Here is a 16,168-nt window from a genome sequence, read left to right as displayed (position 1 = left end):
GCCATGAACCGCGCGAGCATCGGCGCAATAAGCTTGCCCGGATCGCTGATGGGTTGACCGGATTCACTTGCCACGGCTTTTGCGTAGGCAAGCAGATGTCGATGCACGGAAGCTGGCAATTCAATGCTGACCTTGACTAGTCTCTCGTCTGAAAGCGCCCCAAGCTTGAGCTTGGTCATTTCACCCTCTGTATTGCTCGAATACGAGATCGCGATTGACGATCACACGCACGGGAAATCTCGGACGGATGGTCAGCGTGGGCTGAATATTCAGACTGCGCCTGMCAACCTGCTGGCCGGTCTGGTTCACTGAGTCTCCTGCCCCGCGCCGCAGCGCCTGGATGATTGCACTGTCGTTGTCAGAGCCCGCGCCGAGTTCAGTGCCGACAGCTAGTAGGGTCGAAAGAGCTGCGGCCTTGAGCAGTTCGCCCCAATGATTATCGACCTCATCTTGCAGCCCAGAGTATCCCGCGGCATCAGCGCCCTGCTGGCGCTCCAGCACAATCGAGCGACCGTTTGGCATGATTAGCCGCATCCAAACCAACAGCACGCGGGATTGCCCGAAGGCGATCTGGCTGTCGTAAATGCCGATCAGACGCGCCCTTGTGGGATGAGCAGGAGGCGACCGGTTGGCGTGTCGTAAACGTTCTCCGTAACCTGCGCTGTGATCTGGCCTGGAAGGTCTGATCGGATTCCGGTGACCAGAGCGCCTGAAATGATAGTTCCAGCCTGCACGATATACGGTGAGGCCGACCTGGTGACGCGGTCAGGGCTTAGGGTGCGGCGTTCCACGGATGCGTTGACGAAGGCGCTTCCTGTCTTGACCGTTCTGCTCGTCGCTGTTGGCAGTCGAGATCGCCGGAGCATTGCGGTCGCTCCCCTGAGCCGCGGCAGCAGGCGAACGCACTTCTCTCCCATTGGTCGAAGCGAACAAATGGCTTACTCGGGCTGCTTCGGTTTCCTGATCCCGGCGTTGCTGTTCAGCATCTGGAGCCGTGCCGCCGATCGTTGGCGACAGGCCCTGTGCAGCAAGGATCGGCCGGCCAAGATGTCCAGGGAGCGGCGGATACCGACCTGCGGGATGGGCTTGCCGCGGAACACCTGAACCCGCGCGTCTTCATCTGAGGCCAGAAGCGCGTGTCTTCGGCGTCATCAAGCGCGAGTTGCGACGCCGATCCGCCATCGAGCCCATCATCGGGCACTTGAAGGCCCAAGGTCACATCGGCCGCTGCTATCTCAAAGGCCGCGCCGGAGACGCCGCCACGTCGTCCTCTCCGCGGCGGCCATTGCTTCCGCCGCATCCTCGTTTGGCTCAGAGCATTCTTGTGTCTGTTACTGTTCCCACTGGCTTACGCTTGCCGGTCCAGTCCCCCTCAATCGGGCTTCTCAATGGACGACACGACAAAACTTGTGACGCGATGCGATCGGCCAGACGTCGCGAGTACTGCGCAATCAATCACTGCTCGCCTGCTTCGGCCGGTTTGCAGCCTTCGGCGGACACACCCTTCACTCGCTTCGCATGCCAAAGCTTGGCAGATTAGGTCACCGCTGGATCTTCAGAACGAAATTTTGAGACCGCCGTTTCCATAGAAATTGTTGCCGCCCTGACGTGCGAAGGTTTTCGAGACGTTTGCTGTCACCGCGACATTATTCGTCACTGAAGCCACGACCCCCGCGGCCACTCGGCCGTAGACGTGTTGCGAAGTCCCGTTCGGAACGATCCAGCTATTGACGATGAGCGGAGCAGACGTCGCGCCAAACTGAATGATACGCCCGTTTCCGATCCAATCTTGATCGGCCGTTAGATTCAGATAAGGGTTTATCATGCTGCTGTTCATCAGGAACGGAAACCGGAATTGCGCGCCGACGCTTCCGATCAACGTTTCTGCTGTCTGTTGGCCGACATTCAACGTCAGAACTGGATCGCCGGCTTCTGTATAAGCGTTCGCCTTTGCCCGGGCATACGTTAGGCCGCCGATCGGGCCGATCTGTGTTCTGCCCGCATCAAATAGGTAGCCGACCTTGGCGGCGGCCACGAAGCTCATTCCATCGGGATTTGCGGTGATGGTATCGACCACACCGGGCCGGGTGTTGCGATAATTCTGCCAACCGACCGTAGCGAGCCCTTGCGCGAAGAAGTGCGCGTTGGTCCACGCGCCATACGCACCAAATTGATAAGAATTGGCCTCCGACGACCCAGCATTGTTGAAGAACCTGGCTTTGGGGTTGGAGTAGTCGAAGGCACCGCCGATGAAGGCGTTATTGCTAATTTGATATTCGGTCCCAATCGTACCGCCGACGCTGTCGAGATTAAAACCGTTGGAAGCAACCGTTCTCTGACGATCACTAATGCCACCATTTCCTTGCATGTAAAACGACCACGGCCTTACTGCCACTGGCATTGACGCCTTCGTGGACATCTGCGCATGAGCGTTCATCGTCGAAAAGGTAATCTCACGGAACATATCGAGTTTGCCGGACAGCGTGGAGGCGAAGCCCATCGCAGAAGACACGCCGATGTCCGCCTGCGCCGGCAGAGTAAGCGGCGCATTAAGCCGGTTAACGATGTATTCGCCCATGATCGTGAACCCCAGCGAGGTCAGATGCGTATCATCGAAATAGTACAGATATTGGTTCTGCAGCGCAGGGTTTCCAATACAGGCCAGTGGACAGACGCCGGCAGTTGCGACGCCATAGCGCTTTGGATTCGCCTTGACTAGGGTTTCCATCAAGTTGACGTCAATCATCTCGATCCGCACGCCGGAGCGAGCAATGGCAGCAAGTGCCACCTGCATTTGAGCGTTATAGCTTTGGCTATATGCCGTTGCAGTCGGCGCCGCCGCCGGGATCGTTGCGATTCCCGGGATATTTTGACCGACATCGTAAGTTGTGAAAACGAGATTGCGTGCCCCTGCGCCGACGAAAGCGTTAATACCCGCTAGTGTCTGGTTGACGCTCAACGTGGCAGCGGCGGGCACGCCCGCCGAGGTACCACCCGCCAGCGAGTAAACGACGGCGTCATTGAGTCCGATGCTCATTACCACAAGATCGGTTCCGGCAATTTTATTCCCAGAAGCGATGAAGCCCTGCCACTGCTGGGTAAAACCGGGAAGACTTGAACCTGGAAAGGGCGCATCATTGTCCGTTCCCGTCAACGCGCCGCCGATCGCATAATTATATTGCGGAATCCGTAGCAGGGCCGAGGTCGTATCGACAAAATTGGTGCCGCCGCTTAACCGGCCCGTCGGATACGGCGGGATAGTAATACCCATTATCCTGAACGCATTTCCGGTGTCTGCGTAGCTATCGCCGAAGGCTTGAATCGCTGTGAAGTTAGTTTGCGCGTTGACCTCGCCGATCAGCGATAGAACAGCGCCGGCGACAGCCAACACGCGAAGGAATCCTCGGCCTGCAATCGTTCTCATTCGTCCCCCCGGGCGCTTTATTGGACTTTTTATTAATCAAGCGCCGATAGCGTTAAGTAATGAGGTTCCTCATCGCAAGTTATGATACGTGACGATTGTGCTCACTATTCCTGAGGATAATGACCCGACTTAATTTGCTGCAAGCACTCGATGCAGCGCTGCCGAGCGAACCGTTGCGCGCGCGGTCGAGCCGAGCGCGCCCTCGGCGGTCAGGCGAGATTCTCCTATGCAAGAACTGTTCGGCATCCATGTCGGCTGTAGCTGCGATGGCTATTCGTTTGCCGAAGATTGTCGAATGCTGAGGGCTCGCATAGAGAAACGCACTGCCAGTCGCCGGTTCGAAAACGAGTTACTGTGATGCCTCGTTGCTTACGGCGCTGCTTGACCTATCGCGGAGGGCTGAAGTCGTCAAAACCCTCGACCTGAGCTACTTGCAGGCTATGCGTACAACGCCGCATTCACTTTCAGCGTCGCCGGAACGATTGCATCACGACGGCACGAAAAGCACGGCAGGCTGGGTCGGCGTCAGTTCTCTCGTGCCAAATGAGATGGAGCGGAGTCATCGGCGCCGGGGCATTTCCCTGCAGTGCTACTAGGCCGAACCGCTCCTTGAGGGCGTCGACCAGACTAAGAGGTAGCGTCGCCACCCAATCGGTCTCCGCCACCATCACCGCGGCCACGACAAAGCTGGGGACGACCAGCGCGATAGCGCGCTGGATCCCGAGACGCGCATAATCTTCGTCCAGGCGGCGATACCCGCGACCGGGCGCAACTTCAACATCGACATGCCGTAATGAACTCAACTGGGCCTTCGTCAGGCGCTTGCGAGCGAAGCCATGGCGACTTCTTGCTACCAGGACGCTGCGCTCTTCGTAGAGAGCGGAAGCGTGGACGCCCGTTGCGTCCTCATCGAACATTGCGATCGCGACGTCTATCTTGGCGCTTGCTACCCCGCCCCACGAAAGAAACGTGTCGATCCCCACGACCCTAAGTCTGGCGCAGGGCATTTCGTCCGCTAGAAGGCGGTTGAGCTTTGGAAGTCGTGAGACCTGACCCGCGTCAGCCAAGGCGAGAGTGAATTGTCTTGTTGTCGTCGCCGGGTCGAAGCTCTCATTGCGGACAGCCCGTTCGAGGTTCAGCAAGGCACTCCTGAGCACCGGTGCTAACGCTAGGGCGCGCGGCGTAGGAACGATCCCTCGGCCGTTTCGCACAACTAACGGATCGTCTAGTTCATGGCGAAGGCGAGCGAGCGCATTGCTGACCGCCGACGGCGTCACATTCAGCCGCTCGGCGGCGCGCGCAACGCCTCGCTCGGACAGAACGGCGTCGAGTGTCAGCAGCAAATTAAGGTCAAGTCGGGATAAGCTCACGAGCTGTGAGTATACCTATCACGAAACATAAATGGCAATGGCAATCGCCGCCGGATAGCGTATTGGCATTCAGCCTGAGGTACAAGGAGGCGCACTTGGCGGGCCTGTACTCTTGTCGAGTCCTCGAAGGACAGCTCCGAAACGGCGAGCAACATCGCGGAAGGTAGCATCTGCAGAGTCATCATGTACCGCTTGCTGATGGTGTGTTCCTCGTCGCTTCGGGAGGTCATGTTGGCCTCACGGAGGACGAGGCGGAAGCGGGTTTAGAGCCTGGCGAGGCGGCGCTCCCGAAGAGGCAATATGCTGCCGAGTTGGCCGAAACCATTTCCTGATAGCTGAGGGACCAGGGCGAACGTGTCGCCCCTATCACGATGAGTTCGAGGGTCTCGCCTTCGGCGAAAGAGTTGAGCTCCTCGACCTCCATCCCGAGAGCACCGAATTTGACAGCAAGCCTCTCGGCATCATTCGCCGTGAGGGACACCGCCCTAATTCGTCTGATCGCTCGCATACAGGGGCCAGGGAGGATGTCGCGCCATCTGTTTCCCAATCTGCGAGATATTCGGATCGTGGCGCAGTGTCATTTGCTGCTTCGCGAATGGGCGTCCATTCTCGATGATTGTTCGGGTGTATCGCCCAACAACGGAGGCAAATGGTAGTGCGAGTGCAGGCGCTTCGACGCTGGTCGGTTCTCCATCCTCGCCAACATCCAGCTATGATTTTGGATAGTGGTATGGACTGCGATTGCGCCGAAGCGATGGGTGACGAATGTGCCGGACCCTCTACCACGTTCGAGCGATCCTTCTGAGACGAGCGCGTCGACGGCTTTCGAATTGTCACGCGAGAAACTTGGTACGCCTCAGCGAGCTGCCGCTCCGGTAGGAGCACATCGCCCGAATTTACAGGCCCGTTGCCTGTCGCGTCACGCAATACCGCCTGTAGGCTCAGGTAAAGCGGCGAGCGAGCCTCTCGCGCAACGAACTTTCCCGCGGGCGGTAAATTCAGCGGCACCTTCCAGTCAGCGAGTCAACCCGATCGCGGGGTAAGGCGCGGATCCTCGACATTGGCGAAATCGCGGTGTCCCGGCCAGCTGCCTAACGCCGGCCTATGCGGCCGGAATCATCGCCGGCTCTTAAAAACGGCGCCTATTGTGATATTGACTATAGTTTGCTATATCAAATTGAAATCGTAAGGAGGCCGTACCGTGTCGGAATTTGCCTACAAGCGCAGCGTGGAAGTTCTTGGCTTAAGAATGGCCTACGTGGAGAAGGGCGCCGGCGACACCGTCGTCTTCCTTCATGGCAATCCCACCTCTTCCTACCTTTGGCGCAATATTATCCCCTATCTGGAGGGTTCGGCCCGCTGCATCGCGCCGGATCTCATCGGGATGGGGGACTCCGACGCGTTCCCGGATTCTGGCCCCAACTCCTATACGTTCGCCGAGCACAGCAAGTACCTTGATCGATTTCTGGAATCGATCGGAATCGACGGTCCTTTGACTCTCGTCGTCCACGATTGGGGTTCGGCACTAGGCTTCGACTGGGCACGGCGGCATCCTGACGCCGTTCGTGGAATCGCCTATATGGAGCCAATCGCTGCACCATGGCACTGGACGGATTTTCCCGAGCAGGCTCAAACCCTGTTCAAGGCGATTCGATCGCCGCAAGGAGAGCAACTCGTTCTCGATGAAAATCGGTTCATCGAGCAGAACTTGCCGCGGATGACTATGCGTCCGCTGTCGAATGCTGAAATGACGGAGTATCGGCGACCCTTCCTCGAACCCGGCGAAGCCCGTCGTCCGATGTTGACGTGGCCACGACAGCTGCCGATCGACGGAGACCCGGCTGATGTCGTCGCCATCGTGGAGGAAATTTCCAGGTGGCTATCGTCAAGCCCGATCCCCAAGCTCTTTATCGAATCCGAGCCGGGGACAGCTGCGCCGCGATTGCGCGCGCTCTACAAGAGCTGGCCGAACCAAACCGCAGTGACCGTGCGCGGTCTCCACTATCCGCAGGAGGATTCCCCACGCGAGATCGGTGAAGCTCTCGCCGCCTGGTATCGGAGGCTCGCATGAGTCACGCGGCAGCTCTTGTCACCGCTGCGATCGGCGGAGCGCTCGCGCTCATCGCATTCCTCGCCTTCGTCTCTCTGGTATTTGCCGCATTCGTCAAACCTCCCAAGAACGGGTTGCGAGCCAATCAGCAGCGCGCCCCGGCGCTGACGAGGCGCGTGGTCGTGTGCGCCGGTGATAGCCTCACCCACGCCAGCTTGAGCGGCGACTACGTAGCCCTCCTTCAGGAACGGTTTCCGGAGACGGTGTTCGTGAACGCCGGCCAGAATGGCGCGACATCCTTGGATCTGGTGAAACGGGTCGACGGCATTGCAGCGTGCAGTCCAAATGCGATCACACTCCTCATTGGTTGCAATGACGTCCTTCGCTCGAAAACGGATGCAGTCGCCACAACGCTGTCTGAAAACATTCAGAAGGCCATCGTCGAGCTTCGGGCGAGATCAAACGCTGCGATTGCGATTGCGTCCGTCGCGCCGCTCGGAGAGATGCACGGTGACACGTTGAACAGCCGCCTGGACGTCTGCAATGCCGCCATCCGTGAGCTGGCCGAACTAACTGGCGTGGCCTATTTGCCCACAAACGAAGCCCTGTGGCACGAGATCGCGCACAAACGTAGGGACGCAGCTGCACCGTTTCGTTTCCGCGTCAGCATGCTTTTCAAATCAGCAGTTCAGCGATTTTGGCGCCGCAAATCGTTCGACGAAATCGCCGCTGAAAACGGCTACGTGGTGATGAGCGATGGCGTGCACCTGAGCGAACGGGGAAGCAGAATCGTTGCCGGTGTTATTGGTGGCTGGCTTGACGGCGTGGCATAACTCGAGCGCGCACGAATGGCCTCGATATTTGTGCACCTAGCCACCTATATTCCGGTGAGCGGGTTGCTGCTGGTCGCCGCAATTACGCCTGGCCCGAACAATCTTATCGTGATGGAGCGAGCGAGCAAAGGCGGTTTGCGCGCGGCAGTCCGGCCGATCGTCGGTGTCGTCTGCGGCTCGCTATTGTTGCTCGCGCTCGGCTGGATCGGGATCGACCTCGTTCGGCGCAGCATCCCCCGCTYCGAGTTCTTTCTGGCTTCTCTGGGCGCCCTCTATCTGCTGTGGCTCGGAACGCAGCTCGCCCTTCGTTCGGAAGGCGGGAAACAGCTGTCGACGTTGCCGGGTGGCGTCGGCGGCGTCGCCCTGTTCCAGCTAGCCAACCCCAAAGCTTGGGTGCTCGTACTTACATCACTCGGCGCGATCTCCGCTACCGGCAATGTGGCTGTGCTCGCAGTCCTCATCACGATCATCTCGATCCTCTGCCTCGCTGTATGGGCGATACTCGGCGTCGGCCTTGCAGCTGCTCTCAAACATCCCCGCACGCGCACGCTTTTCGATCTCGCGATGGGGGCGTTGTTGATCTTGTCCGCCGCAGGAGTGCTCATCGATGGAATCCGCTGACCCGAGAGCGTTAGCTCGCCGAGCGGTAGTCGGAGTTCCCGCAACTTGCTCGAATGCGCCCGCACGCGGGCGGATTGATTGAACATTGAGATCGCGAACCTCTAGGCGAAAACAACTCCGGCTGAAGCCGCCGACATCTTCGGCTTGGGCGCTCCACCGTCTATCGGGAAATGCCTCGGCTGGGGATCAGCCGCCCAACATGAGCGTCTTTCAAGCAAGACGTCGTTGTCACCTCAGTACATTGAAACAGGTAAGATGCGGTTTTCGGAGGAATTGATGCATTACACACTTCATGCTGCGCCAGGCTCTTGCTCTTTTGCACCTCACATCGTCATGGAGGAGGTTGGAAGGCCCTATTCGCTGGCGTTGATGTCGCCAGGCCATCCCGAAGCTAAGACCGATGCATTTCACCGCTTAAACCCGAAAGGGCGAATCCCGGTTCTCATTGCCGACAATTTCACTCTCACTGAAGCGCCGGCAATCTTATTTCACCTGGGCCTGACGAATCCAGACGCGCGGCTCCTGGGAGCGGATGCAGAAAACATCATCCGTTCCATCGAATGGTTCAACTGGCTATCGAGTGCGGTCCACGCGGTCGCCGTCCGAATGATCTGGCGTCCCGACTTTTTCTTACCGGATCAATCGATCTACGAGCCCTTGGTTCATAAAGGAAAGGAGCACTTGGCTTCCGCGTTTGCGCTTATAGAATCCAAGTTGACGGACCGAGTTTGGGCCGTCGGAGAGTCCTATTCAATCGTTGACCCGTATTTGCTCGTATTCTACAGGTGGGGAAATCGTATGGCAGTTGACATGCGAAATACCTACCCCGCCTGGACCTCTCATGCACGTCGGTTGGAGGAGCGAGCGGCTGTGCAACGAGCCTTAACGCAAGAGGGAATATCCCTCTGGGAGTAGCTGTCGCGTTGCCGAATCCAAAAATTGGCAAGACCATCGTCCTACGCGGTCGTGCTTAAATGTCTGGTAGCGTTGTTTAGGGGAAACCAACGCTACGGCCTCCAGTCCGATAGGAATGCCGGTTCGACCCAGGCCACCGCACCACCTTCTCTGGTTCGCGCACATCGGCGCTAGGACGTTGATGGCGGGAAGTCGGATCGGCCCTTTGTAGGCGTTGGCGGAAAGCTCTCGCGAGATCAATGCTGTCTCCGGTCTTCGGGCGCGGTGGCACAAGTGCGCGACACAATCGCGGCTCGGCAAAGCCGAAATGTTCAGCCTCGTCGGGCAGCCGACGGCGCTTTCCCTTCATGGCGGGCGGGGTACTCGACGATCTGCAGCCCTCCGCATACGGACGTCGAAACGCGGGCGCGATCCTGCCCGCCGATCAAGCGCCAAACGTCACTGCACCATGCTCGTCGATCGTCCAATCTGGATTCCAGGCAATTTCCCACGCGTGGTCGTCAGGATCGGCGACGTAACCGCGGAAACCACCGTGCGCCGGAGCATCGGCAGGCCGAAGCACTCGGCCGCCTGCGTTTACGAGTTGCTGCATTACGGCGTCTACATCCTGCTTTACAAGAACATTGTGCGCGAGCGTAAATGTGCCGGGACTCAAAAGTCCGCCGCGGTTCATGTCTTCCTCAAGTGCCGCTTTGCTGAACGTGCCGAACACCAGGCCGTTCATCTGATAGAAGATGATTTCGTGATTCTCGAATATCGGGCTCCATCCAAAACCTTCGACATAAAATCGGCGGGACCGCGACAGATCGGCAATGCCGAGAGTGATGGCGGAAATCTGATGCTGCACTCTGCTTCACCTTTCTGTGAAATACGCCGATCGAGGTACTCGCGATGGCGCTGATCGACTCGTGATGTGAGAAATCTGGTCTCGATCAGAAGGACCCACGCCTTCGGCAGAGCGTCAGAGCTTCTTGCCCGGCTCAAGCGAAGGCCTTCATCGCCTGCGAGACGACGAACAGCCGAACAACGCCCTCTCCAGCATCGCTGCGTGGCTGCTGTTTCTCGCCATCCTCATCTCGTCTAATTTTGTTGATGAGCGTGATGACCCGTGTGGGACAACGATGGTTCATCCGCTTCCTCGGCCTGGCCCAGGCCTGCGGGATCGCCTCCGCTAAACGCTCCTTACCGTCGGCGTAGATGCGCTGCATCGTGTCGCCGAAGAGTCCCAGGCAAAAGGCCTCGCGGTATCCCTCCTCGACATCGAGCAGCGCGTCCATGAGCCTCCGGCTCGTATCCTGGCTCTCGTCGATCAGCAGGATTGGGAAGCGGGTCACTAGCAGCCGGCGCAAACCAGGCTTCGCGCCGAGAAAATCGGCGGTCATGGCGATGACCTCTGCGTGGTTCAAAGAGTCCCGCGTGCGGTTGTCGCCCGTCGGACTGTACCCGATCTGACGAGCCTCGGCCTAGCTCCGCAGCAGGCGACTCCAACCGCACAAGATCGCCAACTCGCCTTCCTCAACGCTGCCACAGACCGACGTACCGTGTCTCCAGACCGCGTCGCAGCGCCGGCATCGTCGAACATCCTGCAGGCCGGCGCGGTTATCTCGGCGGCGCTGATCACCGGCATCCGCTCCGATCTGCCAGGCCAGATCACCGCCCAGGTTACCGAAAATGTCTACGACAGCCCAACTGGCCGGATACTACTCGTGCCGCAGGGCACCCGATTGATCGGCCAATACGATAACGGCGTCGGCTTCGGGCAGCGCCGTGTGCTGCTGGTCTGGAACCGGCTTATCATGCCGACTGGCCGCTCTATCGTGCTCGAGCGGCAACCTGGCGCTGACTCGGAAGGCTATGCGGGACTCGAAGATGGAGTCGATTACCATTGGGGCGAACTGTTCAAGGCTGCTGCACTTTCGACTCTGCTGAGCGTTGGTGCCGAGGCGGGAACGTCTGGCCAGGACAGCGACGTTGTGCGGGCTCTCCGTCAAGGAGCCTCGAACAGTCTGAGCCAAACCGGCCAGCAGATCGTCGGCCGCCAGCTCGATATTGCGCCGACGCTAACGATCCGTCCAGGCTTCCCGGTCCGTGTGATCGTCACCCGCGATCTGGTGCTCGAACCTTACGGAGGCTGACATGAGCAAGCTAAAGCTTGGACCGATCACCGACGAAAAACCGGTGAAGGTCACTGTCGAGTTGCCGGCAGCACTTCATCGGGATCTGAAAGCGTATGCGGAGATTCTCGGTCGCGAACAGGGCCAAACAATCGCCGATCCCGTCAAGCTCATCGTGCCGATGGTGCAACGCTTCATGGCGACGGATCGAGGCTTTGCGAAGACGCGGCAGGCGAAGACCTAAGATCCCTGCCAGCACCCGCAGATGCTCCGCCTAGCCCGTTTCCGAGCAAGCCACTGCCCTTCTTCGAGAGCGACCTCGCCAGACTAAGGAGCCGCCGAAGCGCTGGGTTGTCGTTTCGCGGCGACCAAACCGCACAAAAGGGCAAGATCTCGTCGGCAAGCGGACGGTACGTAATGCCCGGAAATTGCGCCGCGACGGTCGCTTCGTTGGTTAGCGTCAATCCTTGGCCATTGGCGACTATGTTCATCAGCAAGTCGCGATAGACTGCCTGCTGTTGGATGCTCGGATGGTATCCTAATTCCGCGAGATGCTTCACCAGATAGTCTTGGATCTGTGGTCCCGGAGCGGCCTCGCTGACGACAAAGTGCCGATCTCGCAGATCGCCCCATCCGACTGCCGCCTGGTTGGCGAGACGGTCCCCTTCCGGCATCACGACATAAATGCGCTCATTCCATAGATGGACCATGTCGCAGTCGCTCGGTGGTGGCTGCCCGGTTAGAAAGGCGACATCGAGCCGGAGCTGCCGTATCGCCGGGATATGATCAGACGGTCCACCCTCTATGAAATCGAGCCGCACGCTCGCATGATTGGCTCCAAACTCTCGGATGAGTTCCGCAATGAAGCCGGATGCAAGTGAGGAAGACAGACCGATCCTTACGACACCATCCTCAGCTCGGCCCACAGCCCCAACGTCCTTCTCCGCATGATCGATCTGGTTGACCGCCCGCCGCGCACGCCGAACAAAGACTTCCCCCGCGTAAGTAAGTTGAACGCCACTCCGTAGACGGTCAAAGAGACTTGCGCCGATCAGATCTTCGAGATCGCGTATACGCCGACTAACCGCAGATTCCCGAATGCCAAGTGACATTGCGGCCCGACGAAAGCTTCCATGTTCCGCTGCGGCGATTACATAGTGCAAGTGGCGTAGCTCAATCCGCAACGGCCGATTCGCTCCTGATCCTTAAGGCTCCAACATTACCAAGCTGACCCACGGGACGACTTCCGCCAGCTTCGTCTCGGCTCGGATGCCCCTAACCAGCCCACTAGAGTTTTCACGACGTGTGCATCACCGTCCGCCAACGTCGGCGGTAAGACCAAGCGCAGCAGCCCCAGCGTGCGCAGCAATCCCATCTTGCGACGAGAGCACACCGGATACCCCGATGGCACCAACGAACTCCCCATCATGGGCGAGCGGAAGACCACCCTCGATTGGGGTGGCGCCAGGCAGTGTCATCATCACCAAGCGGCCTTCCGCCACAGCCTTCTCCAGCGCACCAGACGGCCGCTTGAATAGGATGGCGGTGCGCGCTTTTTCCGTTGCAATAACGGAGGAAGCTTTTTGGGTCCCGTCGAGGCGCTCCAAATACATCAAGTGTCCACCGTCGTCGACGACGGCGACAACAACAGGCCACCCGTTCCTCGTTGCCTCGGCCAGCGCGGCGGCGGCTACGCGTTTTGCGTCGTCGATCGACAGCATCGGTCTGTTCAGCATCTGGGCCTCAATTCAAGGTAATAGTATTGGCGGCCGATCCGCATGAGATAGACCACGCAAAATCACCGTGTGGCTCGCCATCCTTGAAAACGACGAGGATGTTTTCGGTTCGAATGCACGATACGTCCTCATGTGGCCGGCCACGCACGATAAGAAAATCGGCGAGGTAACCTTCACAAATACGGCCGATCTGCTTCTCCATCTGCATTGCCTTCGCGCCGTTGATAGTGCCACAAACAAGCGCTTCCTCTGGCGTGTAACCAAACCATTTGACGAAGTGCCCAAGATCTCGCGCGTTCGTGCCATGCGGCGTCCACGCAAAGCCGTAATCGCCTCCTATCAATACGCGAAGGCCCCGCCTTCTGAGTTCCTGATAGACGCGGGCGCAGTTCTCAACCTGCTCGGGCAGACCGGAGGCTGCGGCCTTTTCGGGCGTGATTCCCCAGGGGCCAGCCTCGTACAGCGTGTTGTGCAAAAGCCCGAAAGCGGGAGCGAGAAATACTCGATCCTTGTATTCTTCAAGCATATCGATGGTTGGTTCATCCACATATTCGCAATGATTGATGAAGTCGACGCCGTGCTTGAGGGACAGCGCAACGGATTCTGACGAGCGGGCATGCGACATTACCCGCTTGCCGTACGCATGAGCCGTAACCACCGCGGCCTCGATCTCAGCCTCCGTCATGATCGTTGCGGTTGAAGGGGCATTTGGCACTGTTTGATTGCCCGAAACGTTGAGCTTAATGATGTCGCAGCCTTCCCGGCACATCGTTCGGACGTAACGACGAACATCGTCGGCCCCATCGATCACCACAGCGACGGACTCCCGGTACATGTGCAGCAGCCGCTCGTCGCCCAAACCACCTGTTACGGTAATTTCCGGCGTTGCAGCCAGGAGGCGTGGACCGGGAATGCGGCCAGCATTGATCTCGTTGCGTACGGCAATGTCGAGCCGCGCCTTGGCCGAACTTGCTCCTACGCATGACGTGAAGCCGCCGAGCAATACACGGCGCGCATTGCRCATGGTTTGCAAGGTATGTTCCTCCACAGGAACGAAGCCATTGTCGACGATGTCGGCCTTCTCCAGGAACGATAGGTGGGAGTGGCCGTCGACGAGTCCGGGCAGCAAGGTTGCGCCGCCGCAGTCGATGATCGCTGCGTCTGTTTTGCGTTCCTTCTCAATAGCCTGAGCGACAGCCGAGATTCGGTTGCCCTCGACCAGGACCTCCCGCAGAGCGGCTGAACCGATCTCACCTGTCCAAACTGTGCAATTCGTAAAGACAGTCTTCCTGCCTGGCATGGTGACCCCCGTTCGATTTTGACCCTTGATTTGCACTGCACGGTGCAGTATCAGATTGCACTCGTGAGTGCAAGTCGCAATGCCGTCCGAAATCAAGCGACAACGGATTCCATCTCACAGGAGGAGTTAGAGAAATGAGCGATCAGATCACCGTCATCGCCTTCCCAACCGCACAATTGGGCAAGGAAGGAGAATTCGTCGAACGCTTCACGGCACTAATGGAAGCTACACGGCAAGAACCTGGCTGCCTCGACTTCCATTTCCATCGGCATGCGGACGCTCAAAACCGCTTCGTTGTTTACGAGAATTTCCTGGATCAGTCGGCCTTCGACGAACATCTGAATGCCGAGCATACGCAAGCCTTCATCCACTACCTCACCGAGAGCGGCGGTACGCTCACGTATGAATTTTGGACGATGCTGAGCCCAAGGCAGGACGGAGACGTCCGCGATTTGACTGCTGCCGAATGAGCAAGGATAGAAACATGAACTACTCATTTGCGGACAAGGTCGTCCTGGTTACGGGAGCTGGCGAAGGTATCGGGCGCGTCACTGCACTGGCTTTTGCGCAGGCGGGGGCTGAAGTCGTCCTGGCGGACAGAAATCAGGTGAGCGGCGAAACGGCGCTGAGCGATATTCGCCGTGCCGGAAGCACGAGCGCCTCCTTCGAGCTGTGCGATGTCTCCGACAAAGGCGATGTTGATCGACTATTCGCAACGATCCGTGAGCGCTACGGCCGCCTCGATGTTGCGATAAACAATGCCGGCGTCGAGGGCGAGTTGGACTCCATCGACCAGCAGCACACGTCGAATTTCGACCGTGTGATGAGCATCAACCTTCGTGGCACTTTCATGTGCCTACGCGAGGAAGTGCGGTTCATGAAATCACAAGGGTCCGGCGTGGTGATCAATATCGCCTCGATTGCCGGGCATGTGGGGTTCCCTGGCACCTCCGTCTACACGGCATCGAAACACGCCATTCTAGGACTGACGAAGGCAGTTGCGCTCGAGACCGCGCGTGACGGAATTCGGGTCTGCGCGATCAGCCCTGGCGCGGTCGACACAGACATGACGAACCGGTTCACCGGCCGCAAAGAGGAAAACAAGGAGGCGATGATAGCTGGCATTCCCCTAGGGCGGATGTGCGCTCCGGAGGAAATCGCGCGCGGCGCATTGTTCCTCGCCTCCGATGACGCCGCCCTTTTCGTCGGCCAGACGCTCAATCTCGACGGTGGCTGGGCTCACGTAAAGCCCTGAACGACATCGCAGCGCGCGAAACCGTCATCCGCGTAATCAAAAAAGATAAAACACCAGGGGGAACGACCATGAGCCAATCTGCTTCAATTGCCGCGGGCAACACACAGCCGTTCGATTTGGATTCGGCTGCACCACCAGCGCCAGTCCCAGCGACCGTACCTGAATATCTCGACAGCTTGCCGATCGGCAGGCCCCACGTGAGCATTTTCGCGGCAAGCGCCTTGGGCTTCATCTTCGACGCCTTCGAACTCGGGATCCTTGGGTTAGCTGGGCCGTCCATTGCCCAGGAATGGGGACTACGGCCCAGTGACCTCGCAATCCTGTTCAGTCTTACGGCCGCAGGCATGCTGATTGGCAGCTTTCTATTCGGAACGGCTTCTGACTATTTTGGCCGCCGGCCCTCCTTTCAACTCACAGTTCTGATTTTCGCGCTCGGCAGCGGATGCTCCTATTTCGCAAGCGACGCGACGCAGCTCGGTCTTTGCCGACTGATCACTGGAATAGGCATCGGCGGGTTCATTCCCGTCGACTACGCCATCATGTCCGAATT

At 58.6% G+C, this 16,168-nt stretch carries 16 protein-coding genes and 3 pseudogenes; 10 read left to right on the top strand and 9 right to left on the bottom strand.

The annotated features are described in order from the left end of the window. A partial coding sequence (locus AC1D00_RS04400) for a DUF2274 domain-containing protein (protein WP_477009801.1) occupies window positions 1-179 on the bottom strand: 179 nt, incomplete at its 3' end. A gap of 1 nt (window position 180) precedes the next feature. Then, window positions 181-1,104, bottom strand: a pseudogene (locus AC1D00_RS04395) (TraB/TrbI/VirB10 family type IV secretion system protein); the annotation flags it as partial. A gap of 43 nt (window positions 1,105-1,147) precedes the next feature. On the opposite strand from AC1D00_RS04395, the pseudogene AC1D00_RS04390 reads away from it, so the two are divergent. After that, window positions 1,148-1,413 (top strand): annotated as a pseudogene (locus AC1D00_RS04390) (IS5/IS1182 family transposase); the annotation flags it as partial. 142 nt (window positions 1,414-1,555) lie between these two features. Here AC1D00_RS04390 and AC1D00_RS04385 read toward each other — a convergent pair. Next, window positions 1,556-3,391, bottom strand: a complete 1,836-nt coding sequence (locus AC1D00_RS04385) for an autotransporter domain-containing protein (RefSeq protein WP_477009800.1) — start codon at window positions 3,389-3,391, stop codon at window positions 1,556-1,558. Window positions 3,392-3,888: 497 nt separating this feature from the next. Continuing rightward, window positions 3,889-4,767, bottom strand: a complete 879-nt coding sequence (locus tag AC1D00_RS04380; RefSeq protein ID WP_477009799.1) for a LysR family transcriptional regulator — start codon at window positions 4,765-4,767, stop codon at window positions 3,889-3,891. A 1,228-nt stretch (window positions 4,768-5,995) separates the two neighbouring features. Here AC1D00_RS04380 and AC1D00_RS04375 point away from each other — a divergent pair. From AC1D00_RS04375 to AC1D00_RS04360, 4 genes are all read left to right on the top strand, one after another. Continuing rightward, window positions 5,996-6,865 (top strand): haloalkane dehalogenase, encoded by an 870-nt coding sequence (locus AC1D00_RS04375; RefSeq protein WP_477009798.1) that lies wholly within the window; start codon window positions 5,996-5,998, stop codon window positions 6,863-6,865. Next, on the top strand, window positions 6,862-7,677 hold the full coding sequence (locus tag AC1D00_RS04370) for an SGNH/GDSL hydrolase family protein (RefSeq protein ID WP_477009797.1): 816 nt from the start codon (window positions 6,862-6,864) through the stop codon (window positions 7,675-7,677). Before AC1D00_RS04375 ends, AC1D00_RS04370 begins: the two co-directional genes overlap by 4 nt. Before the next feature lie 15 nt (window positions 7,678-7,692). After that, window positions 7,693-8,298, top strand: a complete 606-nt coding sequence (locus tag AC1D00_RS04365; protein ID WP_477009796.1) for a LysE family translocator — start codon at window positions 7,693-7,695, stop codon at window positions 8,296-8,298. Window positions 8,299-8,574: 276 nt separating this feature from the next. Then, window positions 8,575-9,213, top strand: coding sequence for a glutathione S-transferase family protein (locus tag AC1D00_RS04360; RefSeq protein ID WP_477009795.1), 639 nt, complete (start codon window positions 8,575-8,577; stop codon window positions 9,211-9,213). A gap of 424 nt (window positions 9,214-9,637) precedes the next feature. Here the strand turns inward: AC1D00_RS04360 and AC1D00_RS04355 are convergent, their stop codons facing one another. Together AC1D00_RS04355 and AC1D00_RS04350 are read right to left on the bottom strand one after the other, a co-directional pair. After that, the gene (locus AC1D00_RS04355) at window positions 9,638-10,060 is read right to left on the bottom strand and encodes a VOC family protein (protein ID WP_477009794.1); all 423 of its coding nucleotides are present in this window, start codon (window positions 10,058-10,060) and stop codon (window positions 9,638-9,640) included. 133 nt (window positions 10,061-10,193) lie between these two features. Then, window positions 10,194-10,595, bottom strand: a complete 402-nt coding sequence (locus AC1D00_RS04350) for a hypothetical protein (protein WP_477009793.1) — start codon at window positions 10,593-10,595, stop codon at window positions 10,194-10,196. Between the two features lie 63 nt (window positions 10,596-10,658). Between AC1D00_RS04350 and AC1D00_RS04345 the strand changes: the two are divergent. Next, window positions 10,659-11,348 (top strand): annotated as a pseudogene (locus AC1D00_RS04345) (TraB/TrbI/VirB10 family type IV secretion system protein); the annotation flags it as partial. Window position 11,349: 1 nt separating this feature from the next. Next, the gene (locus tag AC1D00_RS04340) at window positions 11,350-11,571 is read left to right on the top strand and encodes a DUF2274 domain-containing protein (RefSeq protein WP_477009792.1); all 222 of its coding nucleotides are present in this window, start codon (window positions 11,350-11,352) and stop codon (window positions 11,569-11,571) included. On the opposite strand, the gene AC1D00_RS04335 is transcribed toward AC1D00_RS04340, so the two are convergent. The 3 genes from AC1D00_RS04335 to AC1D00_RS04325 all read right to left on the bottom strand — a co-directional run bounded on the left by AC1D00_RS04335 (window position 11,522) and on the right by AC1D00_RS04325 (window position 14,363). Next, window positions 11,522-12,490, bottom strand: coding sequence for a LysR family transcriptional regulator (locus tag AC1D00_RS04335; RefSeq protein ID WP_477009791.1), 969 nt, complete (start codon window positions 12,488-12,490; stop codon window positions 11,522-11,524). The genes AC1D00_RS04340 and AC1D00_RS04335 overlap by 50 nt on opposite strands. A gap of 147 nt (window positions 12,491-12,637) precedes the next feature. Beyond that, on the bottom strand, window positions 12,638-13,063 hold the full coding sequence (locus tag AC1D00_RS04330) for a GlcG/HbpS family heme-binding protein (protein WP_477009790.1): 426 nt from the start codon (window positions 13,061-13,063) through the stop codon (window positions 12,638-12,640). 7 nt (window positions 13,064-13,070) lie between these two features. Continuing rightward, a complete protein-coding gene (locus AC1D00_RS04325) occupies window positions 13,071-14,363 on the bottom strand; it encodes a metal-dependent hydrolase family protein (protein WP_477009789.1) in 1,293 nt (430 codons plus the stop codon). A 134-nt stretch (window positions 14,364-14,497) separates the two neighbouring features. Here AC1D00_RS04325 and AC1D00_RS04320 point away from each other — a divergent pair, with 134 nt between their 5' ends. The 3 genes from AC1D00_RS04320 to AC1D00_RS04310 all read left to right on the top strand — a co-directional run. Further along, window positions 14,498-14,833, top strand: coding sequence for a putative quinol monooxygenase (locus tag AC1D00_RS04320; RefSeq protein WP_477009788.1), 336 nt, complete (start codon window positions 14,498-14,500; stop codon window positions 14,831-14,833). Between the two features lie 14 nt (window positions 14,834-14,847). Further along, entirely contained in the window at window positions 14,848-15,618 is a 771-nt protein-coding gene (locus AC1D00_RS04315; RefSeq protein ID WP_477009787.1) for an SDR family NAD(P)-dependent oxidoreductase, read from the top strand. 68 nt (window positions 15,619-15,686) lie between these two features. Further along, window positions 15,687-16,168 (top strand): MFS transporter (locus tag AC1D00_RS04310; protein ID WP_477009786.1); only part of this gene is annotated, 482 nt, incomplete at its 3' end.

The organism is Bradyrhizobium sp. P2_E8, from assembly GCF_056403875.1.
Note: the sequence above shows the minus strand (reverse complement) of the source record. Positions and strands in the feature narration are given on the sequence as shown.

Coding starts and splice junctions, on each gene's coding strand:
- AC1D00_RS04370 (WP_477009797.1), top strand. CDS start 6,862: ATGAGTCACGCGGCAGCTCTTGTCACCGCTGCGATCGGCGGAGCGCTC.
- AC1D00_RS04360 (WP_477009795.1), top strand. CDS start 8,575: ATGCATTACACACTTCATGCTGCGCCAGGCTCTTGCTCTTTTGCACCT.
- AC1D00_RS04350 (WP_477009793.1), bottom strand. CDS start 10,595: ATGACCGCCGATTTTCTCGGCGCGAAGCCTGGTTTGCGCCGGCTGCTA.
- AC1D00_RS04340 (WP_477009792.1), top strand. CDS start 11,350: ATGAGCAAGCTAAAGCTTGGACCGATCACCGACGAAAAACCGGTGAAG.
- AC1D00_RS04330 (WP_477009790.1), bottom strand. CDS start 13,063: ATGCTGAACAGACCGATGCTGTCGATCGACGACGCAAAACGCGTAGCC.
- AC1D00_RS04320 (WP_477009788.1), top strand. CDS start 14,498: ATGAGCGATCAGATCACCGTCATCGCCTTCCCAACCGCACAATTGGGC.
- AC1D00_RS04315 (WP_477009787.1), top strand. CDS start 14,848: ATGAACTACTCATTTGCGGACAAGGTCGTCCTGGTTACGGGAGCTGGC.